This is a genomic window from Polynucleobacter sphagniphilus (assembly GCF_001953355.1).
GTDB lineage: Bacteria > Pseudomonadota > Gammaproteobacteria > Burkholderiales > Burkholderiaceae > Polynucleobacter > Polynucleobacter sphagniphilus.
The window spans coordinates 60,804-86,727 of sequence record NZ_MPIY01000003.1 but is presented as its reverse complement, the minus strand read 5'-3'; the positions used below and the strand labels follow the sequence as shown (position 1 = coordinate 86,727).

The window sequence follows — 25,924 nt, the reverse complement described above, 5'->3', positions numbered from 1 at the left end:
AAAGTAAATTTTGCTGTTTCATTATTAATCGATTAGCAAGGGTTTGCACTAATATATTCACTAAATTGGTGCGTATATTTAATTAAGATACTTTATCCTGCACCACTAAGGGTGACCATATAGGAATTATTGGAATGACTAAGCAAGTAAAGGTACTGGCATTTGATGTTTTTGGCACAGTGGTGGATTGGCATGGATCAATTGCCGCTGAGGTTAGAAAACTCAAGCTGCCTGTAGATCCTGATGCATTTGCGACCGCCTGGAGAACAGGTTACAAGCCAGCCATGGCCCGCGTTCGTTCAGGGGAATTGCCTTGGACCAAGATTGATGATTTGCATCGCCTGATTCTCAATGACATTCTGAAAGACTTTCAGGTTAACGCTCTTTCTGAACCCCAAATACGGGATTTAAACCTGGTTTGGCATCGCCTTACTCCCTGGGCTGATACGGTGGCAGGCCTTACTAGACTGAAAAGTAAATTCATTATTGTCACCCTCTCAAATGGAAACTTAGGACTGTTGGCCGAGATGGCGAAAAATGCAGGCTTGCCATGGGATCTGATTCTTTCGGCTGAAGTCTTTCGGCATTACAAGCCCGATCCAGAAACATACCTGGGGGTGGCTGATATTTTTGATGTGACTCCAGATCAGGTCATGTTAGTAGCTGCCCATAAAGATGACCTCGTGTCTGCACAAGCCTGTGGCTTACAAACTGCCTTTATAGAGCGGCCGATGGAGTTTGGGCCTCAGGTTGTCAGGGAAGATCTACAGCGCGAGGAGTTCACTACATATCATGCTAAAGATTTGAATGAGCTAGCAGCACAATTGGGCTGCTAGCTTACAAATAATCATCCGACGTTTCCGCTAAGGTATCGCTGACATTGGCATGTGGGTTGGTAATATTGGGTAGCTTTAGACCTACATAGATGGCGACAATAGCAATACCGCTGGCCAACCACAATGCGTGATGAATTCCATTAATCAAATAGAGACGCCCCTGTTCAATCAGTTCAGCCGCATTTAAATGAAGGCTAGCCGCGAGTGCTTGAAGTTGTAATTGATCGCTAACCCGAATCAATATTTGCGGGGTTTGAAAGAGACTGGATACTCGAGAGTCGCTGATTCCCAACTGATTTAAATGGGCACTAATCGCATGATTAAAAGACAGGTTTACCACCAAACCCCCAATACTAGCGCCGAACATGCTGCCAACCGTTCTAAGCGTCTGCACCAGGGCCGATGAAGAGCCCAAGTCAGCTCTAGCCACTGCAGATTGCATTTGCAGAGTCAGATTTGGAATCTGAAAACCAAAACCAAAGCCGCACAATGAGAAGGCAGTGAGCAAATAGATGGAGGCCGTTTCCTGACCTGCTTGAGTCAGCATAAAAAGACCTCCCAGTAAGCACGCCACACCCGCACAATACACATAGCGCGTGCGTTTAATCCGCATAATCACCCGGCCATTAATAATGCTCCCGACAGTGATGCCAAACAAAATCGGCGTCACCATCCCCCCTGCTGTTTTAGGCGATAAAGAGAGGCCAGCCTGCAATAAAAGGGGCATGTAGAAAACCAGAATGAACAACATTAAGCCACTTAAGAAGGACAGAATCGATAACAGCTGCACTGTGGCATGCTCCAAAAGATGTGGGGGCAAAATAGGTTGTTGGCTTTGAATCTGATGTCGATAAAACAGGTAAGCAAAAATCAATGAAGCAGCCATTAAAGCCCAAAGTGTTGGATTGAGAAAACCCAATGAAGCCCCAAGCTCTGATGTCAGTAGTAAGGCAAATAAGGTTGCCACTAGTAAAGCCACTCCTAACCAATCTAGGCCCGACCTCTCTTCCTGGTGGTGAATGATTAAAGGCAAATAGCGCCACACCATTACTAAGGCAAGAATGCCAATTGGCAGATTGACATAAAAGACACTACGCCAACCAAAATGCTCCGTCAGCACTCCGCCAAGTGCGGGACCAACAGCTGACGCAATACCAAAAGCAGAAGACAGCATCACCTGCCAACGTACACGCTCTTTTAGATCGGGAAATAAATCTGGTACGGATGCAAATGCGGACCCTACTAACATGCCACCGCCAGCCCCTTGTAAGGCCCGAGCAAAAACCAACTGCATCATTGAACCAGCTATACCGCAAAGCATGGACGCAATAGAGAAAAGCGCAATGGCCCCAATTAAGAATGGCTTGCGGCCATGAATATCCCCCAAGCGTCCAATAATTGGAATAAAAATAGCATTGGTTAAAAGATAAACGGCGGCAATCCAAGGGTACAAACTATAGCCCTTTAAATCAGCCACAATACTGGGCAAAGCCGTGCCAACGACGGTTTGATCCAAGGCAATCAACATGATTACCAAGGAGATGCCAAGCATGGCTGTAGCGGGGTGTTGTTTCATGAAAAGGTGCTAAAAATAGAAACTGTATTTTGAACGCGTATTTGCGTAAATGGTGATTTTAAGGACAGAAACCGAACTACGTGAGCTTCTCCGGCGAAGTCTTGTACAAGCCTCTAAAATGGGTCAATGAACAAAACACCTGAACTTTTAGCCCCAGCTGGCAGCCTAGATATGCTGCATACCGCGTTTAATTTCGGCGCAGATGCAATTTATGCTGGACAACCACGCTACTCATTACGCGTTCGCAACAATGACTTTGGAAAGAATGATGTTCTCAAAGAAGGTATAGATACCGCGCATGCCTTGGGGAAGAAATTTTATTTAGTCTCCAATGTAATGCCGCATGGCTCAAAAACGCGTACCTACATTAACGATATGAGCCCGGTAGTTGAGCTCAAACCGGATGCGCTCATCATGTCGGATCCAGGCCTAATTATGATGGCGCGCGAAGCATGGCCTGATATGCCCATTCATTTATCTGTCCAGGCCAATACCGTGAATGGTGCAGCGGCAAAATTTTGGCATAAAGTGGGTGTCACTCGAGTCATTCTCTCGCGTGAACTGTCTTTTGATGAAATTGAAGCCATTCGTCAAGACTGCCCTGAAATGGAATTGGAAGTGTTTGTTCACGGCGCTTTGTGCATGGCCTACTCTGGACGCTGCCTTCTTTCTGGGTACATGTCGCATAGGGATGCCAATCAAGGTGCTTGCACTAATGCCTGTCGCTGGGATTACAAAGTAAAGCCCGCAGAAGAAGATGCTTCAGGTGATGTCTATCTGATTGAAGAAGCAGGCAGACCAAATGAATTAATGCCTATCGAAGAAGATGAGCACGGCACTTACATCATGAACTCAAAAGACTTACGTGCCATCGAACATATTGAGCGATTAACTAAGATGGGTGTGCACTCATTCAAAATTGAAGGTCGCACCAAATCCCCTTACTACGTAGCACGTACTTGCCAGTCCTATCGCGCAGCCATAGATGATGCCGCCGCAGGCAAACCCTTCAATCCAGCTCTACTGGGTCAATTGGAAGGCTTAGCGAACCGTGGATATACCGATGGCTTCTACCAAAGGCATCACGATAGCGAGTATCAACACTATTTAAGAGGCCACTCTTTATCGGGCAGAAGTATGTATGTCGGCGAAGTGCTTGAGTACGACCAGGCAAGCGGCCGCGCTAAGGTGGATGTTAAAAATCGCTTCGCTGTTGGCGATAAGCTAGAAATTCTTGAGCCAGAAGGAAACCACGATATCACTCTCGATGCCATGTGGAATCTAAATAATGAAGCGATCGATGTCGCTCCAGGCTCAGGCCACTTTGTTTGGATCAAACTCCAGCCTAAAGGCAAGCACATCTATATTGCACGTTACGTCAACGAATAAACGCGCTTTATACCGGATCCACGTGGGTCATCACATTCAGAATTGGTAGGCTAGCTAACACTCGGTTGGCAGCCTCCTGGGCAATATCATGTCCAACTTGGACAGTCTCATTACCATCAACTTCAATGTGAACATCAACCAAAATGAGATCGCCCATCTTGCGCGTCCTGAGGTCGTGACATCCCTTCACTCCAGGTGTTGATTGAATAATCTTTTCAATCTTCTGATGCTCCTCCAGAGAAACCGCTCTATCCATTAAGTCATGAAGCGCCTCCCAGCTAAAGTTCCAACCAGTCCTCGCAATCATGAGGCCAACCACTAGGGCGCCCACAGAATCTAAAATTGGATAACCCAGCAAAGCGCCAACAATACCTAAGGCAACCACCAATGAAGAGGCAGCATCTGATCGAGCATGCCAAGCATTAGCAACCAACATAGAGGAGCGTGCACGCTCAGCCACAATCAGCATGTATCGAAACAAGAGTTCTTTGGCAACAAGAGCGCCTAAAGCAACATATAAAGCCAAAATCTCAATTTGGCCAACCGCTGTAGGGCTCACAATTTTTTGACCCGCCGACCAGAGCATGCCCACGCCAACAAAAAGAAGTGATACACCCAAGAAAAGTGAGGCTGCGGTTTCATAGCGCTGATGTCCATAACGATGATCCTCATCGGCATCTTTACTGCTATGGTGATTAGCAAGTAGCACTACAAAGTCGGCGACCAAATCGGTTAGGGAATGAATACCATCGGCAATTAAACCCTGTGAGCCAGAAATCAAACCCGTAAATACCTGGCCCACCGTTAACGCAAGATTAACGGCAACGCTCACTAGCGTACTTTTTTTGCCGGCCGCTTGTTTTTCGACTGAATCTGATTGCGGGCTGTTCATTAAATCATCCATCCCCGCATATTAACGCCACGGACCCTGAAATGGGGGGATCTCATTAAAACCAGCACCTAGGTCAATTCCTAGCTGCAAAAAAAATAGAGACAAGGTAGGATATAGGCAGTTTTAATTAATTACCCCTATAAAAACTATAAATAATGAGACCAGCTAAAAATTCTGCAACACGCGTTCTACTGGCTAGCTTAATTGGCACCACCATCGAATTCTTCGACTTTTATATATACGCCACTGCTGCGGTGTTAGTGTTCCCGAAGCTATTTTTTCCTTCAAGTGACCCCACATCAGCAACCTTACAGTCCCTTGCCACTTTCGCTCTAGCGTTTTTTGCAAGACCGGTTGGCGCCGCCCTATTTGGTCACTTTGGTGATCGTATTGGGCGCAAAGCCACTTTAGTAGCAGCGTTGATGACCATGGGACCATCAACTGTTGCGATCGGTCTGCTGCCAACCTACGCCAGTATTGGCATCATGGCCCCAATACTCCTCGCACTGTTTCGTTTTGGTCAGGGCCTCGGCCTTGGTGGTGAATGGGGCGGCGCAGTCTTACTTGCCACAGAAAATGCCCCTCCTGGAAAACGCGCCTGGTATGGCATGTTTCCGCAACTGGGGGCACCCATCGGCTTTTTACTGTCGACCGGGACATTCTTATTGCTCAGCAATACCTTAAGTGATGAGCAGTTCTTTAACTTTGGCTGGCGCATTCCTTTTGTTGCCAGTGCCATACTGGTTTTCGTTGGCCTCTATGTACGCTTGAAGATCGAAGAGACTCCAGACTTCATTGATGCTATGCAGAAGAACGAGCGCGTTAAGATGCCAATGCATGATGTCATCTTTAAAAATACCCGTATCTTATTTTTTGGCACGATTGCCGCTACTACGACCTTCGTCATTTTTTACCTGATGACAGTTTTTTGCCTCAGTTGGGGTACCTCTGTCTTGCACTACTCTCGCTCAACCTTCTTGTTAGCTCAAATGGTAGGGGTTCTTTTCTTTGCCATTGGTATTCCAATTGCAGGCTTGCTGGCAGATAAATATGGCCGCGGCAATATATTGATTGGGGCTACTGCAATCATCTTCTTGTTCGGCCTAGTCTTTGCGCCACTCTTTTCTACCGGCAGCCTCTTTTTAACCATCGTCTTTTTATCGATCGGCTTACTGTTGATGGGCTTTACCTATGGCCCACTGGGTGCTGCTCTCGCAGAAGTCTTTCCTACAGCTGTTCGCTATACCGGAGCCTCACTCACCTTCACATTGGCAGGAATCCTGGGGGCATCGCTAGCGCCTTACTTGGCAACTTCTCTGGCAACCCAATACGGTCTTGAGTACGTTGGCTACTACTTATCGACTTGCGCCTTGTTATCACTCTTGGGCTTTATTAAAGTGCGCCGCTTAATGCAGGACTAAGATAGTTCACTGACCACAGCATTAAAAAGAGGACAAATGCCCTCTTTTTCATAGGGATTACCCATTTGTGGGCGTAAATCCCTATTACGCACTATTACTGTGCCTAGCATCTTGTAAATGTAACGTCCTCCCCATAGACTTTCACTATGTCTATTCACGCTGCCCTCCATCACGTCACCGAATATAAATATGACCGCCCCGTTAAATTGGGCCCCCAGGTCATCCGCTTGCGTCCTGCACCCCATTGCCGCAGCCATATTCTTTCTTATTCATTAAAAGTGGAGCCTGCGGGGCACTTTGTAAATTGGCAGCAAGATCCTTACGCCAATTACCAAGCGCGCCTGGTTTTCCCAGAAGCAACCAACCACTTCAAGGTCACAGTCGATTTGGTGACGGAGATGGCGGTCTATAACCCCTTTGATTTTTTCTTAGAGCCGGATGCTGAAAACTATCCGTTTAAATACAACTCAGAACTCAGAAGAGAGTTGCGTCCTTATCTACTGAAAATGCGCAATTCTGATTTGAACAAATATTTCAAGACAATTGATCGTAGTGAAATGCGCACGATTGATTTCTTGGTCAAACTGAATCAGCAAGTTCAAAAAGATATTAACTATTTAATTCGGATGGAGCCGGGTGTACAAACTCCAGACGAAACCTTAACGCTGCGCAGTGGCTCATGCCGAGATTCTGCATGGTTGATGGTTAACTTGCTACGACTATGTGGTTTAGCAGCACGCTTTGTCTCTGGCTACCTGATTCAACTCACACCCGATGTCAAATCTTTGGATGGCCCTAGTGGCACTGAAGTCGACTTCACCGACCTACATGCTTGGTGTGAAGTCTACCTACCAGGGGCAGGCTGGATTGGCCTGGATCCAACTTCCGGACTGATGGCTGGCGAAGGTCATATTCCCGTAGCCTGCACACCAGAGCCTTCTGGAGCCGCCCCGATTGAAGGTGGCGTAGATGAGTGCGAAGTTGAATTTACGCACACAATGGATGTCACTCGCATCTACGAATCTCCCCGGGTTACTAAACCCTATACCGAAGATCAATGGGAAGCCATTGTTGAGTTAGGGCACAAAGTCGATAAGCAATTATTTGCCGATGATGTTCGCCTTACGATGGGTGGAGAGCCAACCTTTGTTTCAGTGAACGGTCGCGATGAGCGCGAATGGAATGTAGATGCTCTTGGACCAACCAAACGCGGCTATGCAACCGACTTGGTCGAGAAGCTCCGCGCAGAATACGGCGATGGCGGCTTTCTCCATTTTGGTCAAGGCAAATGGTACCCAGGCGAACAACTTCCGCGTTGGGCTCTTTCGATCTATTGGAGAGCAGATGGCGAGCCGATTTGGAAGAACCCCAAACTCTTTGCGGATGAACGTAGCCCGATTACCTATACAAGCAAGGATGCAGATTTATTTATTCGCACACTGTCTGGCAATTTAGGTTTACCTGATCGGTTTATTGAGCCGGCATATGAAGACACCTTCTATTACCTCTGGCGTGAATCAAAATTACCGGTCAACGTAGATCCATTTCACTCTAATCTCGATGATGAGATGGAGCGCACCAGATTGAAACGCGTCTTCACTCAAAAACTAGACTCTGTCATTGGTTATGTGCTGCCAATCGAGGCGGCACATGGTCAAAATTATTTTGATACCAAATGGAAAACAGGACCATGGCTATACCGGGAGGACCGACTCTATCTATTGCCGGGCGATTCTCCCATGGGCTATCGCCTGCCACTCGATTCTTTACCTTGGACCAGCAAGGCTGACTACCCTTACCTGATTGAGGAAGACCCTTTTGCGCCACAGGTGGCGCTGCCATCTGCCGCAACTATTGAGCAGCAATATCGCCCGCTAGGCAAAGACAGCGCAACTTCCAGCAAGAGTGTTTGGAGCACCTCTCAAGAGGTACGCCTCCCCCAAAGACAAGAATCTGCTAGCTGGATCACTAGAACGGCCTTGTGTGTTGAAACACGTGACCCTATGCGCTCCAATGGGCCTAAAGCAGAAAATGAACATGGCGGCAAAAATGGTGCGCTTTATGTCTTTATGCCGCCACTAGCTAGGCTTGAAGACTATCTCAATCTTTTGCATGCAATTGAAGCCACCGCAGAGCAATTGCAGTTTCAGATTGTGCTCGAGGGCTACCCTCCTCCGCGCGACCCTAGATTAAAACTCTTACAAGTTACACCTGATCCAGGCGTCATTGAGGTGAACATACATCCGGCGCATAACTGGAATGAATTGGTTGAGCATACCGAATTCTTATATAAAGCTGCCTTTGAATCCCGCCTTTCGGCTGAGAAATTTATGACCGATGGCCGCCACACTGGCACTGGCGGAGGGAATCACTTTGTAATGGGTGGCGCCACTCCAAGTGATAGCCCTTTCTTACGCCGACCTGAATTATTGGCCAGCCTGATTCTGTATTGGCATAACCACCCTAGCTTGAGCTATCTATTTAGCGGCATGTTTATTGGGCCAACGAGCCAAGCGCCGCGTGTAGATGAGGCGCGCAATGATCAACTCTACGAGCTCGAAATTGCTTTAAAGCAAATACATGAAAATCGTAAAAAGTATGGTGACAGCATGCCGCCGTGGTTGGTCGATCGCACCTTACGTAATATCTTGATTGATGTTACAGGCAATACCCATCGCAGTGAGTTCTGTATCGACAAAATGTATTCACCAGATAGCCAAACTGGCCGACTCGGTTTGCTGGAATTACGTGCTTTTGAGATGCCGCCTCATGCCCATATGAGTATCGTACAGCAACTCCTGATTCGTGCCTTGATTGCCCGCTTCTGGAATGAACCTTACCAAGCGCCAGCAACTCGCTGGGGGACTGAGCTGCATGATCGCTGCCTATTACCAACCTTCATCAAGATGGACTTTGCCGATGTCATTGAAGAAATGCAGCAACTCGGCTACGCATTCAAAACAGAATGGTTTGCACCGCATTTTGAGTTCCGCTTTCCATTGATTGGTCAAGTACAAACCATGGGTACTGAAATTACCCTACGCAATGCCTTAGAGCCTTGGCATGTGATGGGCGAAGAAGGTGCTCCTGGAGGTACAGCTCGTTATGTAGATTCCTCACTCGAGCGTATTGAAGTGTGTGTGACCGGCCTCAATCAAAGTCGCTACACCGTTACCTGTAATGGCAAGCCACTACCGCTACAGCCAACCGGCATTGCTGGTGAGTATGTAGCAGGCGTTCGCTATAAGGCATGGAATCCACCCTCCAGCCTGCATCCAAGTATTGGGGTACATGCACCTCTAACATTTGACGTTATTGATACTTGGATGAAACGCTCTGTTGGAGGGTGCCAGTACCATGTTGCTCATCCAGGCGGCCTGAATTACGACACTTTCCCTATTAATGCCTATGAAGCCGAAAGCCGCAGATTATCGCGCTTCTTCCGCATGGGACATACACCGGGAACAATCGCAGATTTGAGCGCCAATATTGAGCTGGCTGTTAGTCGTGAGTTTCCATTTACGCTGGATATGCGACAGTGAGACAATAGGCCGTGGACTATCCTCAGCCTGAACTACCGCACATTTATACCGCCTCACTCATCGATGAGGTGCGTGACCTTGCGCCCAGGGCTGAGCCGGGTCACTACGAGGAACTTCGAAATAGTTCAGGTGAACTAGCTTCGCATTGGAAGACATTTTTTGAGCAACTCGAGCCTACGGGTTTGGCAGACTTAGATCAGCGTACTCAAGAGCTAAATCGTCAAGTACGTGAAAACGGGATCACGTACAACGTATATGCCGATGAATTCGGTCCTCAACGCCCTTGGTCCGTAGACCTCTTTCCGCTGATTATTAATACCCAAGCCTGGCAAGAGATTGAATCAGGAGTACTGCAAAGAGCACGCTTACTTGAGGCAATCATGTCGGATGTCTATGGCCCTCAAACCTTACTTAAGGAGGGTTTGATTCCTCCTGCCTTAGTGCATGGCCATCCCGCTTATATACGCTCGATGCATGGTGTAAACCCGCCGAGTAGTAGACACCTGCACATTATTGCCTTTGATTTAGCTAGAGCGCCAGATGGCAGCTGGTCAGTGCTGTCTCAGCGCACACAAGCACCATCCGGTTTAGGCTATCTACTCGAAAATCGAAATCTCATTGCAAGACAATTTCCTAAGGCCTATCAAGCCATACAAGTGGCGCCTTTAGCGAACGTTTACAGAGACCTCATTGATTCACTTAAATCCCAGAGTCCAGCTGGTTCCAATGCGCATATTGCCCTCTTAACACCAGGGCCATATAACGAGACTTATTTCGAGCATGCTTATCTTGCACGCTATCTTGGCCTTACTTTGGTTGAAGGTGGGGACTTGACAGTGAGAGATCGTCACCTTTTCTTAAAAACAGTGAAAGGTTTAGAGCCGGTTCATATTCTCTTAAAACGTCTTGATGATGAATTCTTAGATCCACTGGAGTTGCGTGCCGACTCTACACTTGGCGTTCCAGGATTACTTCAAGTGATCCGGGCTGGCAATGTCATCCTTGCTAATGCGCCAGGTTCAGCCTTTTTAGAGTCACCCGCTTTATTGGGCTTCCTTCCCGGCATCAGTGAGCGCCTGCTGGGCGAGAAAATCCAATTACCTGCGATGGATACGTGGTGGTGCGGAGAAAGAGCCGCACTAGAGGCCGCGATTCCGAACCTGGGAATGAGTGCTATTAAACCGACCTACTCCGGCGCTCCAGGTCATGAACAATATGAAGCAACCCTAGGCGCTTCGCTAAACCAAGCGCAGCTAGATGAATGGGTTGGGCGCATTACCCGTCAACCCGATGAACACACAGTGCAACGCTATATTCCCCTGGCGCAAATGCCGGTATGGCTCAATGCCTTCAACCTGAATAATGCGTCTTTAATTGAGCCCCACTCTTACATGCTCAGAGTGTTTGCACTGAGTAATGGCTCTGATAGTTGGCAAGTTCTACCAGGAGGCTTGGCACGCATCGCCTCATCGGACCCGGGTATTGCGTCGATGCAGCGCGGTGGCAGCAGCGCCGATGTTTGGGTGCAAAGCCACCACCAAACAGCTCAAGAGCCTCTCGCACCACAAACACTGCATAAAGCGCCAATTTCTCGCAAACGCATTGTCACTAGTCGCGCCGCAGAAAATCTTTACTGGTTTGGCCGCTATACCGAAAGAAGCGAGAATCTTTTGCGTTTAGCTAAGTTCTATCTTGAAAGCGTCAATGCTGACTACCTCCCTTCTAAACATCTTTGGGTTTGGTTGGGTAGCTTATGCACCCAATACGGCCTGGTGCCTGACGGTGTGCCAAGCAATTTCGAGCATGGCGATGCACACCACCGTATCTTCGAGCGTACCCTGATTGATTGCCTTGGGCATTGGCAACATGCCACTAGCGTTGGCTTTAATCTTCAAGCCATGAAACGGACAGCCTCTAATGTAAGGGAGCGACTTTCAACCGAACAGTGGGGTAGCATCAATGCCTGCATCGATCAATTTCAAGCAGATTGCCATAAAGCAACCGCCTTTCAGGATTTCTCGTCCTCCCTGGCAATAGAAGCATTAAATCGCGCAAATAGCTCGCTAGCCGCCATTACTGGGGCACAAACTGATCGCATGACGCGTGATGATGGCTGGCAGCTTTTAACTATCGGCCGCTATATTGAACGTTTGTCTTTCTTAACAAATGCCTTGGACAAAGCAATCACATCGGGCTTACTAAATAATCCCAATGCCGATAGCTCTGGCTATATGGCCCTACTGGCTTTATTTGATAGCACCATTACTTTCCACGCCCAACATCAACAAAGTCGTGAAATTGAACCCCTCGTCAGCCTCCTGGTACTCGATGATGAGAACCCCCGCTCATTGGCTTGGGTGACTAAAGCATTGCGAGCTAGACTTTCCAAGCTAGCAGGTACTGAACGCAATCATCCAGATGAACTAACCAGTAGCGTCACTAATTTCCAAAATTATTCACTGGATGCGCTTTGCACGCTTGATTCACAGGGAAATTTCTACAACTTACGCGATTGCCTGCAAAACTGCGCTAATGCTGCCTGGAATGTGTCAGATGAAATTAGTGCGCGTTACTTTAATTTGATTCATCAGAATCACTATCGAGTACAAACCTAGCCCATATTATGTTGCTCGAAATTACCCACGATACCCACTATAGCTACGATCCCAACGTCGAGATTGCGCAACATCTTGCCCATCTAAAACCTGCTGAAACAAGTACTCAGAAAATCCTGAAATCAAATATTCATATTGATCCATCACCGGCCTGGCAAGATCAAAGTATTGATAACTACGGCAATGTATGTGATTTTTTTTCTCTCCAAAATCGACATCGTGAATTAACCATCTCTGTTCAATCCCTGGTCGAAACATTACCCCGCCAGACCCAAGCACCAGACCCAAACAAGACACCAAGCTGGGAAGCGGTACGAGAATACTTTAGGTATCACTCGGGCACCCGTTGGGATGCTGCTTCAGAGTTTTTATTTGCCTCCCCTTTTGCCCCTATCAGATCTGAGTTTGCCGAATTCGCAAGAGTAAATTTCACTCCTAACAGACCTATTTTGGAAGCAGCTATCGACCTGATGCGACGCATCCATAGCGAATTTCATTACGTGAGCAAAAGTACTGATATTGATACTCCAGCTCATGAAGCACTCAAAAAGCGTGAGGGGGTATGCCAAGATTTTTCGCACATACTGATTGCCAGCTTGCGCAATCTTGGTCTACCCGCCAAATACATCAGTGGCTATATCCTTACCAATCCACCGCCCGGTCAACCGCGCTTAATTGGTGGGGACGCCTCGCATGCTTGGGCAGCTGTTTACATTCCTCGTTTAAATGATCAGGGCCAACTTACTTCGGGGTTTTGGTGCGATCTTGACCCAACTAATAATCGCTGGGGTATTGATTCCCCGGGTGAAGATTATGTGAACTTAGCCCAAGGTAGGGACTATGGTGACGTTTCACCGATTAAAGGCGTTATTCATGGTGGCGCCGATCACAAAATGAATGTAGCCGTTACGGTAATGCCTGCGGAATAATTGGGCATCTGCAATCAATAAGTTCCAATTTGGTGCATACCATTTAAAAAGTGTGCGCATCAGAATTTCTGACGATATTCAGGAACTTAAGATACGGTATGCGTATCAAAATTACTAAAAGCCTGTTTATGAAAGCCCGGGAGCTTGCGGCGTCCACAGATGAAGGAAATCAGCCATTATTTTTCATGGAGGGTGAGTATCCTGCCATCCTTACGCCCGATGGCAAGATTGAAGTAATCAGCACCTCAACCATTAAAGCCTACTTCTCCTTCTCTCAATTTCGAGAGCGTATTTCTTTAGGTGAATTTGTCATCCTAGAGGCCTAATAAAAAAAGCCCCAGCAACGGGGCTTTTAAATACTGCAGCTGTCTACTGAACTACGATATTGGCGTTCTGACGAATTTGGGTTAAATAGTCATACTGTCTTTTCTGGATGAGGCCAGCTCGAATCGCTGTTTTGGCCGCTTCAAATGTAGGTGGCTTGCTGGTTTTTTTATCTTCCAATTTAACCAAGTAATATCCTTCTGGCATTTTGATAGGCTCAGGTGATACCTGGCCTTTGGAGAGTGTGGTCAGTACACTCGCAATTTGCGGTAAGGTTTGCCCGGCTTGGATCCAGCCTATCGCTCCGCCATCTTTCTTGTTGGGGGCTAATGAAACGCTACTGGCCACTTTTGCAAAGGGCTCCCCTTTTTTAATTCTGGCTAAAGCTGCCTCGGCTTCAGCCTCAGTAGCAACTGCGATATCCGATACTTTGTACTGAACAATCTCACCACGTGGGCCGAGCGATGCAATCTCGCGGTCGTACTCAGCCTTAACATCCTCATCGGTAACAGGGTGCTGGGCAAGGTAATTTGATAGCTCTAATTCAGCTAAATAATTCTGACGCATTAATGCAAGCTGACTATTGGCTTTATCAGAGTTGGCTAAACCATCTTTATCGGCTTGCTGGGCAAGCAGCGAAACTTCAATCAACCTACTCAAAACTGCATTACGCAAATCAGGTGAATCCTTTTGGCCTTGGGCCAGCGCAGTCTTAATACCCTGCTCAACCATGTCATTGGTAATAATCAGGCCATTTACAGAAGCAGCTGCATTAATGGGTGGTACCTGTCCATGAGCGCTGGCTATGCATGCCGCAGCTAACAAAGATGCCGCAATAAAACGAATGTTGATAGAAGTCATATTTTCATTCTTTTTAATATAGATGCCTTATAGTAACAGGACTATATGGCGAAACCAACTAGGCACCCCTCATCAATCATCTGCAGGTTTTAGCGATGTGCGTTCAATATCTCACCACCGCCAACGCAGACTGGGTCAAAACTACTTTTGATTTGGAATTGCCCAAGACGCAAGTACACGACGTCTTTCCTACCTATCCCGGCCCAATCATTCTACGCAGCCATCAAACCAATCGTTCCGCTATTGGGATGGCGCGATTTGGATTTCTACCCTCATGGGCTAAAGAAGAAAATTTTGGTAGACATACCTATAACGCACGCGCAGAAACCGTGGATGAGAAACCATCCTATCGTGCCGCCTGGAAGAATCGACATTACGCCCTTGCTCTGGCAGATCAATTTTATGAGCCTTGCTATGAAACTGGTAAATCGGTCCGCACAGGTATTAAGCAAGTCAATGGTGAGCCAATGGCGATTGCTTCGATTTGGGATACCTGGACTGAGCCAGATACAGGCGAGTTGATTGTGTCTTTTTCCATGCTCACCATTAATGCCAACGACCATCCAGTGATGCAGCGCCTTCACAAGCCAGAGGAGGAAAAACGCACTGTTGTACCTTTGCGCCCGGAACTGTTTAATGCCTGGCTCGATGCCACCCCCGAAAGCGCACGCCAACTACTGAGCATTCAATCCATGCCAGAACTACAAATCTGCTAGCTCGAGGCAATAAAAAACCACCCCGAAGAGTGGTTTTTTAAATCAGAAGAATGTATTTCTCAATTAGCTTGCCATTTTGTCTTGCTGTTTATCTAGAATCACCTCAGGGTCTTGCGCAGCAACCCAGGATGGATTGTCCAGGCGATTCTTGAGAATATTTTTATCTAACTCGCCAGTCCAGTTGGCAACCACAATCGTGGCCACACCGTTACCAACCAAGTTAGTTAAAGCACGCGCTTCAGACATAAAGCGATCGATACCCAGAATCAATGCCAAACCAGCAACGGGTAGATTTCCAACGGCAGATAAAGTAGCGGCCAAGACAATAAAGCCACTACCAGTTACCCCTGCTGCGCCTTTTGAAGTCAAGAGCAATACCAAAAGCATGGTGAGCTGTTGAGTCAGCGACATCGGTGTATCCGTTGCTTGGGCAATAAATACCGCTGCCATCGTCAGGTAGATCGAAGTGCCATCAAGGTTAAAGGAATAACCCGTTGGAATGACTAAGCCAACACAAGCTTTATTAGCACCGAGGTTTTCCATTTTTTCCATCATGCGTGGCAAGACAGATTCTGAAGAGGAAGTTCCCAATACGATGAGAAGCTCTTCTTTAATGTAACGCACGAATTTAAAGATACTAAATCCATTAAAGCGAGCAATAAGGCCTAAAACAATAAAGATAAACAATAAGCAGGTCAGATAAAAAGACCCCATTAATTTACCCAAGGAGAAGAGGGAAACAATGCCGTATTTACCAATCGTAAATGCCATTGCACCAAAAGCACCTATTGGGGCAAACTTCATGATGAAACCAATCATGTCAAACAGCACATGGGATGTTTTTTCCACCATATCAAATACCAGCGTGCCGCGCCCACCAAAGCGATGCAAGGCAAAGCCGAATAAAACGGCAATGAACAATACCTGCAAAATCTCGCCTTTGGCAAAAGCCTCAACAGCGGTATTAGGAATGATGTTGATTAAAAAGTCAGTAGTAGTGCCCAACTTTCCAGGGCCTGTATAGGCAGCAATACCTTTGGTATCAATGCTTGCTGGATCAATGTTCATTCCAACGCCAGGCTGGAGAATGTTGACCACCATTAAACCGATGATCAAGGCAAGGCTACTGACGATTTCGAAGTACAAGAGGGCCAGGCCACCAGTTTTTCCGACCTTCTTCATGTCTTCCATGCCAGCAATTCCGAGCACGACAGTACAGAAAATAATCGGGGAAATGAGCATTTTGATTGCCTTGATAAAGGCATCGCCCCAAGGCTTCATCGCCACACCCAATTCAGGATAAAAGTGTCCGAGCAGTACGCCGGTGATCACTGCAAATATCACCTGAAAGTAAAGAACCCGATAAAAGGGAAGTTTTTTCTTAGCCAGAGTATTGGAACTCATGTTGCTCCCAGAATAGTATTAAAGGCTTTATTAAAACAGATTTAGCTCTCTGCCTCTACTGAAATTGCGAAATAAAAAGTATCCCGAAAAATATTGCTGTGCAGCATATTTTAAGGATCAACATCCACACTTAGCAGAATGAAACCCGGCATCTTTTTTCTTTGCTATGCTCAAGCTTCTACAGAGGATAAACATGACAAACGACAATCAAACCCAAAACGACGAAGACTTCGACTATGGGTGTGAATGCGCCATGACACTGCTCAACGAACCTACCGAAGATTGTTTAAATGATCTGATTGACGAGCTAGATGAAGATGGCATGATCTCAACTGAAGTGGTTTATGGTCTGTTAGCCACTATCTTAATGAGCATGACATCTGAGGATGGCGAAGAAGAGCATTAAGCGGTAAGGCTAGCTTTAAGCATCTACGCTTTTAGCCAGCCTAAGCAAATCGTCCGGGTAAAGCCAGCGCCACTCCCCTTGGGCCAAATCACCTGGCATGCTGTATTGACCGATCTCGGTGCGATGAAGTTTGGCCACATGATTCCCAACGGCTGCCATCATCCGCTTCACCTGGTGATAGCGCCCTTCTACTATAGTCATAGCCAGCTTTCGCTCATCGAGCTGTCGACAAGCTGTCGCAAAACATGGCTTAGGATCATCATCCAACACCACGCCATTGAGCAAGTGATCTATTTGCTTTTGCGTTATGGGTTCTGGAGTGGCAATTTCATACACCTTGCCGATATTTTTCTTCGGACTGGTCATCTTATGAATAAATTGCCCATCATCTGAAATTAACAAAAGACCTGTTGTGTCGTAATCCAGCCTTCCTACACATTGCAAGCCACGCTCGACAAAAGGCCTTGGCAATAAACCATACACACTAGGGTGGTGAGTTGCCTTATGTGAGCACTCATAGTCAGGGGGCTTATTAAAAGCGATATAGGCTTTTTCATGAAACTCCCAATCCCGACCCTCGACATTTAATATCAAACCTTCAGTTGATAAACGCTCCTCAGGGTCTTGCGCCAACTCTCCATTGACCTTCACTAAATCTGCATAGACCAAGTCACTGCAGTAGCGTCTCGTTCCAAAGCCTTGGCTAAATAGAATTTTTTCTAAAGAAATTGGTTTTGCCATATATCGGGAAGGATACTACAGGGGTTTCAATTGGAGATTATCTGATTATCATTGAAGCCAGTTTGCTGTTAAACCAATCCTCTATTGAATGCTGAAAGATCGAATGCTTCCCACCCCCTCACCTCGCTCCCCACTGCATCAGCGCACAATCAGCTTAAATGGCTATGCACGTGAAGATGGCCTATGGGATATCGAAGCACATTTAGTTGATACCAAATCACATGTATTTAACACCGGCACCATTCAGTGGGAGCCGGGCCAAGCAATCCACGATATGTGGATTCGACTAACTGTAAATCAGGAATTGGTTATTCAGGCGATTGAAGTTGCCATGGATAGCCACCCCCATCCCGAATGTCCGGAAGTAATTCCCCCTATGGATAGCCTGATTGGCGCAAGACTTGGCAAGGGCTGGAGAAAAACGATTGAGCTTCACCTAGGCGGCATCAAGGGCTGCACACACTTGAGAGAGTTACTTGCCAGCATGGCGACAGCAGCCTTTCAGGCGGTACCTGGCGCGCTGTTTGATGCCGATGAGAATAAACCACCACTCTATTTAGGTACTTGTAAATCTTGGGATTTTGACGGGGCAGCTGTACTACGCCACTACCCCAAGTTTTATCAATGGAAGCCTAAACCTTAAGAGAGCTTAGGCCTTTGTACGATAAACATTAAATGGGTTGAAGGCTTGTTGCACTGGCATCACCTCTAATACGTTAATGTTCATATGACTAGGCAAAGTGGCAGACCAAAAAATAGCTTCAGCAACATCGTCCGCGCTTAAGGCTTTCACTCCGGTATAAACCGTTTCTGCTTTGGCATCATCTCCTTTAAAGCGCACATTGGAGAATTCAGTACCAGAGCACATACCAGGCTCTATGCACGTAACACGAACCGGAGTACCAACCAAATCAGCACGCAAGTTCAAGCTAAATTGCTTCACAAATGCCTTTGTACCACCATACACATTACCACCAGGATAAGGGTAGTTTGCTGCTACTGAGCCCAAATTAATCACATGCCCACACTTGCGCTCAACCATGCCGGGTAAAAATGCGCGCGTCATATGAACCAAGCCTTTAATGTTGGTATCAATCATCCGATCCCAATCCGATAGATGAGCTTGATGTGCGGGCTCTAGACCTAAAGCCAGGCCGGCATTGTTGACTAAGATGGTCGCGTTGGCAAAATCTGTAGGCAAGCTAGCAGCCAATTTTTCGATCGCTGTGCTGTCGCATACGTCGGCGGCTAAGGTCAATAATTTGTTTTGCTGCTCTGCAGGAAGTGATACCTTGAGTGCTTCTAGGCGCTCGACCCTTCTTCCTAAAGCAATGACCTTGTGGCCATGAGCCAAAAACCGGCGGGCTGTGGCCTCACCAAATCCAGCGGTAGCGCCAGTAACTAAGACAGTGTGTTCCATATTCTCTCTTTAGGGTTTCTAATAATTTAATATTAAAGCCTATATGAAAATATTGCCGTCCTTCTTCTGCTTATTGCTTTGCTTGTCTGCATTTCCAAGTTGGGCAGATGATGGCAAGCCAACTAATGACTTTTTAGGGCTGCAGTCTGATCCAAACCCCTTCTCTAGCCAGCATATTCTGGAATTCTGGGGTTATCACGACTACCAAGGTTCAGGCGATTACAGCAATACACTTAGATTACGTTACTACCAACCAGCAGCGCTCGATAGCTGGCGCGGTACTTTGCGTCTTGATACCGCGTATGTAGCAAATTATGGTCCATCCGAAATAAATCAGTCATCTCGAAGCTATTCGGCGGGCAATACTATGCTGACTGTTTGGGGCAATCACCCTGGATTTTTGGAGAACTGGGGAGGCACCCTAGGTGGACGAATCATATTTCCATTTGGAAACAATGGTCAGTGGACTCTTGGACCGCAGGTAGGACAGGTCTTTCAATCGGTGGAGGGGAGTCATGCACTCTTGAACGACTTTTCCCCTCTGATGCGCTATTTATACGGATTTGCAGCAAGTGGCACACCACTATCTAATCAACCCCCTCCACTGCGAAGATTGGGTCTCTACCCAACCCTTGGATTTAATATCACACCAAACACACAGATACGTCTTTGGGATGAAAACGGCGTGTACTACAACACTGCTGGTGGTGGATGGTTTGTACCGATTGATGCAATGGTGACGCACCGCTTTAATAAAGATTTTTTAATTGCCATAGGTGCAAGTAAGCAAGTAGTTCAAACCTACCAAGAATATAACTGGTCGGTTTACGGCAAACTCTCTTTTAACTTTTAGCCTATATTCACCAGGCAGCCACTCTCGATGGTGGCAACACCTGACTGCACTAGGGATTGTGGCAGCCAAAACGCCAGTTCATCCAAATCCATACTGAGTTGCTGTGCAATATTTTTGAGAGTTGGTGTATTTTTGACCCAAGCATTTACTTCATCAAGCGACTTGTTACGCCACTCTAGCAATTTGTACTTGAGTAAAACCTTTGCGCCGTGGCGGGCATTGCGTGTGGGATCAGAAGACAAATAATCTAAGCGGGAATATGCGATAGCTATCGCTTTTGCAATATCGGTAAAGGGCTTGCCATGCCCCGGAATAACTAATTGGATTGGCAACCCCTCAATCAATCGAAGTGTTTGAGCCACTTCCTCAAAGCCACCCTCACCCCATAGCTCTGGAAATACCACACCAAAACCGGATTCCCATAATGCATCTGCAGAAATCAGTATTTGATAATCCGCCTGATACAGCATGATTGAGTGCGGATCATGCCCAGGTGCACTGAAAATTTTCCACGGATATTGTCCAAGCCAAATACTCTCTCCCGGAATCAAAACACCCTGCGCCTTGAACCGTGGACACTCTTGACCCAGATTCTGATAGCTCAGCAAATCCTCATTCCACTCTCGCACTGCAATTTCTTCGGCCTGGGGAATATAAATGTCACAAGCAAACTCCTGTGATAGCGCTGCATTGCCGCCACAGTGATCAGAGTGAAGGTGGGTATTGACCACTTTTTTTAGTGCCTGGAGTCTATGTGACTGAAGTGCATGCTTTACCAGGTCAACGGTCATGGTCTGATGAGCGCAGTAACCACTATCTACCAGGGAGACATCATCATCTCCAAAATGAAAAATAGAGTTTGCTGAAAGCCAGCCTCTCTCAAAAATTTCAATGCCGGGAGGCAAATAATAAGAAGCCATCCTATTGGGCCTGTGGTGTGATCTCTAATTTTCGAATATCAAAGTGCTGCTTTTCCAAGCGCTGTAATAGCTCTTGATAAACCTTATTATCAAGCTGGGGATTTCTGGAGAGCACCCAGAGATACTCGCGCTTGGGATCGCTCACTGCAGCCACCTGGTACTGGGGATCAATATCAATCACCCAATAATCACCCCAAACAAAAGGTAGAAAATCTAGCCATGCTGGTGCAAAGCGTACCTCTAGTTTTGGGGAGTCTATCGGGCCGATTTGACGGGCCAAGCCTTCTGCCTGAGTTATCTCACCGCCAGCAGTTTTACAGCTATTGAGCACTTGAATGCCCGCACCATCCTTTGGCGTATAAATCGCCTTGGTATTAGCAACGCATTTTTTCTGAAACCAATTTGGAAATTTAGCAATCTCATACCAAGTACCCATATAGCGCGGCACATCAAGCGTAGCAATGGTTTTCACAGGCTCAGCTTGTTCAGCCATTTGCGCATAACTTGGGGAAATGCTGATGCAGCTCAGGACCAATGAGAGCACATATGCTGTTTTAATCAAAGTGAGCTTCATCTAAATAGGCTTTGAACTTTGGTTTTGATGGATGGGATTCTGCACAACAACAATAGCGCCAAGATAGTCGCGTATATCTCCACTATATTGACATCATTTTTCCCGGCCTTGTGCCACCAATAGTGCAAGATCACAGTGCCGACAATGAAATAAATCAATCGATGCAATAAAGCCCATCGTCGACCTAATTTCTTTTGCGCCCAATGGTTTGATGTCAGTGCCAGTGGAACTAAAAGCAGGTAACTTAAAAATCCCATTGTGATGAAAGGTCGCTTCACTACATCGTGGAGCATGGCATCCAGGTCAAAACCTTGATCCAAAGCCAACCAGATTAAGAAATGCAGGCTAGCGTATAAGAAGCAAAACAATCCAAGCATGCGTCTTTGCTTGATCCAAAAGGTCGAACCGGTGATCAGTCGTAAGGGTGTCATGGTCAAGGTGATACAAAGCAATACGAGTGCCCAAGTACCTGTAGACCGCGTGATGAATTCAATTGGATTAGCGCCTAAACCATCACTCATACCCAACCACACTAGACGGCCCAATGGGAGTAAAGCAAACAGAAAAAGAAGCATCTTCATCAAATTGAAACCAGGAGATTTAGCAGTGCTTAATAGTATTTTTTTAAATCCATGCCGCTGTACATACTGGCAACTTGATCACCATATCCGTTAAACATCTCGGTTTTAATCTTGGGGGCAAATACACCTTTCGAATCACCAATACGACGTTCAGTAGCCTGGCTCCAGCGAGGATGATCTACCGTAGGATTCACATTAGAGTAGAAACCATATTCATGGGCATCAAACATATTCCAACTGGTCTTGGGCATCTCTTCGGTTAAGCGAATTTTGATAATTGACTTTGCACTTTTAAAACCATATTTCCAGGGCACTACTATGCGAACGGGTGCGCCATTTTGCTTAGGCAATAACTCGCCATACATGCCAAACGTTAGTAAAGTCAGTGGGTTCATTGCCTCATCTAGCCGCAGGCCTTCACGATATGGCCACTCAATGATAGAACTCTTTACTCCGGGCATCTGCTTACTATCAGCAAGTGAAATGAACTCCACATACTTAGCTGATCCAAGTGGCTCGACTTTGCTCAATAATTTAGATAAGGAATAACCGTCCCAAGGAATCACCATCGACCAACCCTCAACACAACGCATGCGATAAATACGTTCCTCCATGGGGGCTAGCTTTAATAGGGCATCAATATCCAAGGTCTGGGGCTTTTTAACTAGACCGTCAATGGTGATAGTCCAAGGACGCGTCTGCAAACTGGAGGCATAAGCAGCTGGATCGGTTTTATCTGTCCCAAATTCATAAAAGTTGTTGTAGGTGGTCGCTGACTTATATGGCGTCACATCAACTTTGCTGGAATAGAGGGGGTTTGCAGTGGCCGCGAGTTTTTCAGGCGCCATAGCGAGCGCTTCCCGCGAAAACCATGAGGCCAAACTCAGACCAAAACTACCGGCTGCGGCAGCTTTAATTAATTCACGCCGTTGATCAAAAATTGACTTAGGTGTAATTGAGTCCATAAAGATACCTTTATTTTCTTAAACAGCTTCATTTTGCGCTTCTTAAGAATTTATTGCACTACTTTAAATTGAATCTCAACAGTAGAATTAGAATGAAGGATCACAGAAATCAATCACAGTCAAATTCCTATGAGCATACTACCCAATATCGTTATCCTCGGGGATTATGAGTTTGCGCTCCGTCGCTACTCATCTTGGGAAAAAATCGACAAGCTGGCGAACGTCATCATCCACCATGAGCCATTGCGTGGCGAAGCTTTATATCAAGCCACAGAAAATGCGGATGCCATAGTCATTGTTCGTGACCGCACCCCATTTGATAGCGAGTTCATTGCCCGCTTACCAAAATTGAAATTCCTGATGTTTACCGGTATGCGCAATGGGACGCTTGCCTCAGATGCATTGATTTCCAGAAATATTCCGATTGGCTGTACCCCAGGAGGCCCATCAAAAGAAACCACCACCGAATTAACTTGGTCTTTAATTTTGGGTGCATCTAAGCGCTTAATTGATCAAAATAATCTAATAAAAACAGGCGCGTGGCGCAACGAGCATTCTGTGCTACCCATACTTGCTGGTGAGCGTTTAGGCATCATAGGACTTGGCGCTATTGGTAGTCGAGTTGCAAAAGTAGGTATGGCCTTTGGTATGGAAGTAGTTACATGGAGTCCGAATATGACCCATGAAAGAGCCCAAGCAGAAAATGCGAGTTACGTCAGCCTAGAGGAGTTATTAAGAACATCAAAGGTAGTTAGCTTGCATTTGGTATCCAGCCCCAAAACCCAGGACTTATTGGGTGCACAACAACTATCCTGGATGCGACCCGACTCTATTTTGGTAAACGCCTCGCGCTCAGCATTAATCAAGATGCAAGATCTCCCAGCGGCGCTAGCCAAGGGCAGACCTGGTCAAGCGGCTATTGATGTGTTTGATATAGAGCCACTAGCTTGCAACGATCCCTTACGAAACACCGCCAATCTCTTGGCGACACCCCATCTTGGATTTGTTGCTGAGCCTATTTTTCAAACCTTCTCCAAGGGTATTACAGAAACCCTCGAGGCCTGGCTAGAAAATAAACCTATTCCTTATCCTTACTCTCCTTAGTTAGCATGGATAGCCATCAAAAAAAACTGAGCCCCTCCGAACTCTTTACTGGATTTTGTAGAATTGGCCTTTCTGGGTTTGGGGGCGTCTTACCCTGGGCAAGGCGCACTATCGTAGAAAAAGAAAAATGGCTTAGCCCTGAAGAGTTCAGTGCGATGCTGGGCATCTGTCAAATTGCGCCCGGCCCGAATATTATGAATTTAGCGGTTTGTGTTGGCAGTAAATTTGCGGGTGTGCGTGGTGCTGTTGCAGCGGTGACTGGCCTGATGTTCGCACCCATCATCATCGTAGTTCTTCTGGGCATGCTGTATGAGAGCTACAGCTTTATGCCTGCAGTCCAAGGCTTGCTGCGCGGCATTTCTGCAGTAGGAGTGGGGCTCATTGCCAGCACCGGCCTGAAGATGCTTCGCACTGAATTTCGTTATCCACCAATGCTCGTGGCCGTAGCCCTAACCATGATTATTGCGATCTACTTTCATTTAGCACTGGGTTGGGTAGTTCTGATTACCGCCCCATTTGCACTATTAATCGCATGGCGGAAAACAAAGCATGATTAGTCCACTAATTAGTCTTTTCCTAAAACTGTCTGCATTCTCTCTTGTAGCTTTTGGAGGAATTAATGCCCTACTCCCAGTTCTGTTAAAGATTACAGTAGAGCAAGAACACTGGATAGATGTACAAACCTTTTCTGATTTTTTTGCTATTGCCCAGGCTGCGCCAGGGCCAAATGGCCTGATTGTTGCGCTGATTGGATGGAAAGTGAGCGGTTTGCTGGGGGCATTAGTCGCCACCCTGGCCATCTGCTGGCCGTCATCGATCATGATTTTTTTCCTGCAGCGCTACCTCAATAACATGCAAGACTTACGCGCCCAAAGAACCATTCAATTTGCTGCTGGCTCTCTCGCAGTTGGTTTGGTGCTTTCCTCTTCTTGGGAGCTAGCTTTACAGATTGATCAGAGCATGGCTGCTTATGCATTAACAGCGCTCGCGGTAGCTCTCACTCTCTTCACTCGCTGGCACCCACTCTATCTCATTGCGCTTGGCGGCTTACTGGGGGTTTTAGGTTTTATTTAACAATAAAACTCAACATACCAATAGAGCTCATCTCAATCCCATCAATCAGAATCTGAGCTTGCTCATGCTCATCCTGTAGAGCCAAGGTATACAAGGCTGGCCAATAGTGTTCCGGTGTTGGAATGGAAAGATGGGCGGCATCACCAAAATCCTCCCACGCAACCAATGGTGCGTGCTCTCTGGAATGCATGCGTGAAATAAAAAATTGGTTAAATTGATTGGCCCACGGATACACTTTGGCATCATCATGCCAATCAATAGTGCGCAAATTATGCACAACATTGCCGCTACTCAGCATCAAAATATTTTCATCGCGCAGTGGCCGGAGTTGCTTTGCAAGCTCGTAATGCTCACTAGCCGACTTAGATCCATCTAAACTCAATTGCACAACTGGTATATCAGCATGGGGATAAAGATACTTCAGGACAGACCATGCACCATGGTCTAGCCCCCACTCATTCTCTTCAAGCGTGACAGGAATATTCAAAAGTTCTTGCACTCGGTCAGCCAGCGCAGGGCATCCTGGCGCAGGATACTGAACATCGAACAAGGCTTGCGGAAAACCGCCAAAATCATGAATTGTTTTAGGTTTACTCATGGCGGTAACCCAAACACCTCGAGTTACCCAATGAGCAGACACTACCAAAATCGCATCAGGGCGCTTTAGGGATTTTCCTAATGTAGTCCAAGCCGCAGTGTAGCGGTTGGGTTCAAGTGCATACATTGGGCTGCCATGGCCCACAAAGACAGCGGGCTGGCGTTGACTCAACATCAGCTAATT

At 46.7% G+C, this 25,924-nt stretch carries 25 protein-coding genes; 14 read left to right on the top strand and 11 right to left on the bottom strand.

Going from position 1 to position 25,924, the window contains the following annotated elements; translation table 11 throughout:
- Positions 1 to 134: 134 nt before the first annotated feature.
- Positions 135 to 836 carry a haloacid dehalogenase type II gene (locus tag BOQ04_RS04140; protein WP_076023523.1) on the top strand — a complete coding sequence of 234 codons (702 nt, stop codon included), beginning with the start codon at positions 135 to 137 and terminating at the stop codon, positions 834 to 836.
- A 1-nt stretch (position 837) separates the two neighbouring features.
- Here BOQ04_RS04140 and BOQ04_RS04135 read toward each other — a convergent pair whose 3' ends face one another.
- Positions 838 to 2,412 (bottom strand): MFS transporter, encoded by a 1,575-nt coding sequence (locus tag BOQ04_RS04135; protein ID WP_076023522.1) that lies wholly within the window; start codon positions 2,410 to 2,412, stop codon positions 838 to 840.
- Between the two features lie 126 nt (positions 2,413 to 2,538).
- On the opposite strand from BOQ04_RS04135, the gene BOQ04_RS04130 reads away from it, so the two are divergent.
- The gene (locus BOQ04_RS04130) at positions 2,539 to 3,801 is read left to right on the top strand and encodes a peptidase U32 family protein (RefSeq protein ID WP_076023521.1); all 1,263 of its coding nucleotides are present in this window, start codon (positions 2,539 to 2,541) and stop codon (positions 3,799 to 3,801) included.
- Between the two features lie 7 nt (positions 3,802 to 3,808).
- Here BOQ04_RS04130 and BOQ04_RS04125 read toward each other — a convergent pair whose 3' ends face one another.
- Entirely contained in the window at positions 3,809 to 4,693 is an 885-nt protein-coding gene (locus BOQ04_RS04125) for a cation diffusion facilitator family transporter (protein ID WP_233126631.1), read from the bottom strand.
- 155 nt (positions 4,694 to 4,848) lie between these two features.
- Here BOQ04_RS04125 and BOQ04_RS04120 point away from each other — a divergent pair, with 155 nt between their 5' ends.
- The 5 genes from BOQ04_RS04120 (at position 4,849) to BOQ04_RS04100 (ending at position 13,526) form a co-directional block, all read left to right on the top strand.
- Complete coding sequence (locus BOQ04_RS04120; protein WP_076023519.1) at positions 4,849 to 6,114, top strand: MFS transporter; 1,266 nt, start codon at positions 4,849 to 4,851, stop codon at positions 6,112 to 6,114.
- Between the two features lie 146 nt (positions 6,115 to 6,260).
- On the top strand, positions 6,261 to 9,656 hold the full coding sequence (locus BOQ04_RS04115; protein WP_076023518.1) for a transglutaminase family protein: 3,396 nt from the start codon (positions 6,261 to 6,263) through the stop codon (positions 9,654 to 9,656).
- An 11-nt stretch (positions 9,657 to 9,667) separates the two neighbouring features.
- Entirely contained in the window at positions 9,668 to 12,271 is a 2,604-nt protein-coding gene (locus BOQ04_RS04110; RefSeq protein WP_083657510.1) for a circularly permuted type 2 ATP-grasp protein, read from the top strand.
- Between the two features lie 8 nt (positions 12,272 to 12,279).
- Entirely contained in the window at positions 12,280 to 13,200 is a 921-nt protein-coding gene (locus BOQ04_RS04105) for a transglutaminase family protein (RefSeq protein WP_076023517.1), read from the top strand.
- A gap of 98 nt (positions 13,201 to 13,298) precedes the next feature.
- Positions 13,299 to 13,526 carry a hypothetical protein gene (locus BOQ04_RS04100; protein WP_076023516.1) on the top strand — a complete coding sequence of 76 codons (228 nt, stop codon included), beginning with the start codon at positions 13,299 to 13,301 and terminating at the stop codon, positions 13,524 to 13,526.
- 43 nt (positions 13,527 to 13,569) lie between these two features.
- On the opposite strand, the gene BOQ04_RS04095 is transcribed toward BOQ04_RS04100, so the two are convergent.
- Positions 13,570 to 14,385: a foldase protein PrsA gene (locus tag BOQ04_RS04095; protein WP_076023515.1), complete on the bottom strand. Its 816-nt coding sequence runs from the start codon at positions 14,383 to 14,385 to the stop codon at positions 13,570 to 13,572.
- Positions 14,386 to 14,480: 95 nt separating this feature from the next.
- On the opposite strand from BOQ04_RS04095, the gene BOQ04_RS04090 reads away from it, so the two are divergent.
- Positions 14,481 to 15,101 carry an SOS response-associated peptidase gene (locus tag BOQ04_RS04090; protein WP_076023514.1) on the top strand — a complete coding sequence of 207 codons (621 nt, stop codon included), beginning with the start codon at positions 14,481 to 14,483 and terminating at the stop codon, positions 15,099 to 15,101.
- Positions 15,102 to 15,164: 63 nt separating this feature from the next.
- On the opposite strand, the gene BOQ04_RS04085 is transcribed toward BOQ04_RS04090, so the two are convergent.
- Positions 15,165 to 16,505, bottom strand: a complete 1,341-nt coding sequence (locus tag BOQ04_RS04085) for a dicarboxylate/amino acid:cation symporter (RefSeq protein ID WP_076023513.1) — start codon at positions 16,503 to 16,505, stop codon at positions 15,165 to 15,167.
- Between the two features lie 193 nt (positions 16,506 to 16,698).
- Between BOQ04_RS04085 and BOQ04_RS04080 the strand changes: the two genes are divergently transcribed.
- Complete coding sequence (locus BOQ04_RS04080) at positions 16,699 to 16,911, top strand: hypothetical protein (RefSeq protein WP_076023828.1); 213 nt, start codon at positions 16,699 to 16,701, stop codon at positions 16,909 to 16,911.
- A 15-nt stretch (positions 16,912 to 16,926) separates the two neighbouring features.
- On the opposite strand, the gene BOQ04_RS04075 is transcribed toward BOQ04_RS04080, so the two are convergent.
- A complete protein-coding gene (locus tag BOQ04_RS04075) occupies positions 16,927 to 17,652 on the bottom strand; it encodes a pseudouridine synthase (protein WP_076023512.1) in 726 nt (241 codons plus the stop codon).
- A gap of 88 nt (positions 17,653 to 17,740) precedes the next feature.
- Between BOQ04_RS04075 and BOQ04_RS04070 the strand changes: the two genes are divergently transcribed.
- Positions 17,741 to 18,295 carry a DUF2889 domain-containing protein gene (locus tag BOQ04_RS04070; protein ID WP_233126630.1) on the top strand — a complete coding sequence of 185 codons (555 nt, stop codon included), beginning with the start codon at positions 17,741 to 17,743 and terminating at the stop codon, positions 18,293 to 18,295.
- Positions 18,296 to 18,301: 6 nt separating this feature from the next.
- On the opposite strand, the gene BOQ04_RS04065 is transcribed toward BOQ04_RS04070, so the two are convergent.
- The gene (locus BOQ04_RS04065; RefSeq protein WP_076023511.1) at positions 18,302 to 19,072 is read right to left on the bottom strand and encodes an SDR family oxidoreductase; all 771 of its coding nucleotides are present in this window, start codon (positions 19,070 to 19,072) and stop codon (positions 18,302 to 18,304) included.
- 43 nt (positions 19,073 to 19,115) lie between these two features.
- On the opposite strand from BOQ04_RS04065, the gene BOQ04_RS04060 reads away from it, so the two are divergent.
- Entirely contained in the window at positions 19,116 to 19,925 is an 810-nt protein-coding gene (locus BOQ04_RS04060; RefSeq protein ID WP_083657509.1) for a hypothetical protein, read from the top strand.
- Here the strand turns inward: BOQ04_RS04060 and BOQ04_RS04055 are convergent.
- From BOQ04_RS04055 to msrP, 4 genes are read right to left on the bottom strand one after another with little or no spacing between them, the layout of a single operon-like run.
- Positions 19,922 to 20,845, bottom strand: a complete 924-nt coding sequence (locus BOQ04_RS04055; RefSeq protein WP_076023510.1) for an MBL fold metallo-hydrolase — start codon at positions 20,843 to 20,845, stop codon at positions 19,922 to 19,924. The two genes, BOQ04_RS04060 and BOQ04_RS04055, sit on opposite strands and share 4 nt — an antisense overlap.
- A 1-nt stretch (position 20,846) precedes the next feature.
- The gene (locus BOQ04_RS04050) at positions 20,847 to 21,419 is read right to left on the bottom strand and encodes a lipocalin family protein (RefSeq protein WP_076023509.1); all 573 of its coding nucleotides are present in this window, start codon (positions 21,417 to 21,419) and stop codon (positions 20,847 to 20,849) included.
- Positions 21,416 to 22,000, bottom strand: coding sequence for a protein-methionine-sulfoxide reductase heme-binding subunit MsrQ (locus BOQ04_RS04045; protein ID WP_076023508.1), 585 nt, complete (start codon positions 21,998 to 22,000; stop codon positions 21,416 to 21,418). Before BOQ04_RS04045 ends, BOQ04_RS04050 begins: the two co-directional genes overlap by 4 nt.
- A gap of 29 nt (positions 22,001 to 22,029) precedes the next feature.
- Positions 22,030 to 22,965, bottom strand: a complete 936-nt coding sequence (gene msrP, locus BOQ04_RS04040; RefSeq protein ID WP_076023507.1) for a protein-methionine-sulfoxide reductase catalytic subunit MsrP — start codon at positions 22,963 to 22,965, stop codon at positions 22,030 to 22,032.
- Positions 22,966 to 23,094: 129 nt separating this feature from the next.
- On the opposite strand from msrP, the gene BOQ04_RS04035 reads away from it, so the two are divergent.
- From BOQ04_RS04035 to BOQ04_RS04025, 3 genes are read left to right on the top strand one after another with little or no spacing between them, the layout of a single operon-like run.
- Positions 23,095 to 24,069: a D-2-hydroxyacid dehydrogenase family protein gene (locus BOQ04_RS04035; RefSeq protein ID WP_076023506.1), complete on the top strand. Its 975-nt coding sequence runs from the start codon at positions 23,095 to 23,097 to the stop codon at positions 24,067 to 24,069.
- A gap of 5 nt (positions 24,070 to 24,074) precedes the next feature.
- Positions 24,075 to 24,626 carry a chromate transporter gene (locus BOQ04_RS04030; RefSeq protein WP_076023505.1) on the top strand — a complete coding sequence of 184 codons (552 nt, stop codon included), beginning with the start codon at positions 24,075 to 24,077 and terminating at the stop codon, positions 24,624 to 24,626.
- Complete coding sequence (locus tag BOQ04_RS04025; RefSeq protein ID WP_076023504.1) at positions 24,619 to 25,143, top strand: chromate transporter; 525 nt, start codon at positions 24,619 to 24,621, stop codon at positions 25,141 to 25,143. The genes BOQ04_RS04030 and BOQ04_RS04025 overlap by 8 nt, the downstream gene beginning before the upstream one ends.
- Here the strand turns inward: BOQ04_RS04025 and ygiD are convergent.
- The gene (ygiD, locus tag BOQ04_RS04020) at positions 25,136 to 25,915 is read right to left on the bottom strand and encodes a 4,5-DOPA-extradiol-dioxygenase (RefSeq protein WP_076023503.1); all 780 of its coding nucleotides are present in this window, start codon (positions 25,913 to 25,915) and stop codon (positions 25,136 to 25,138) included. The genes BOQ04_RS04025 and ygiD overlap by 8 nt on opposite strands.
- Between the last annotated feature and the right edge of the window lie 9 nt (positions 25,916 to 25,924).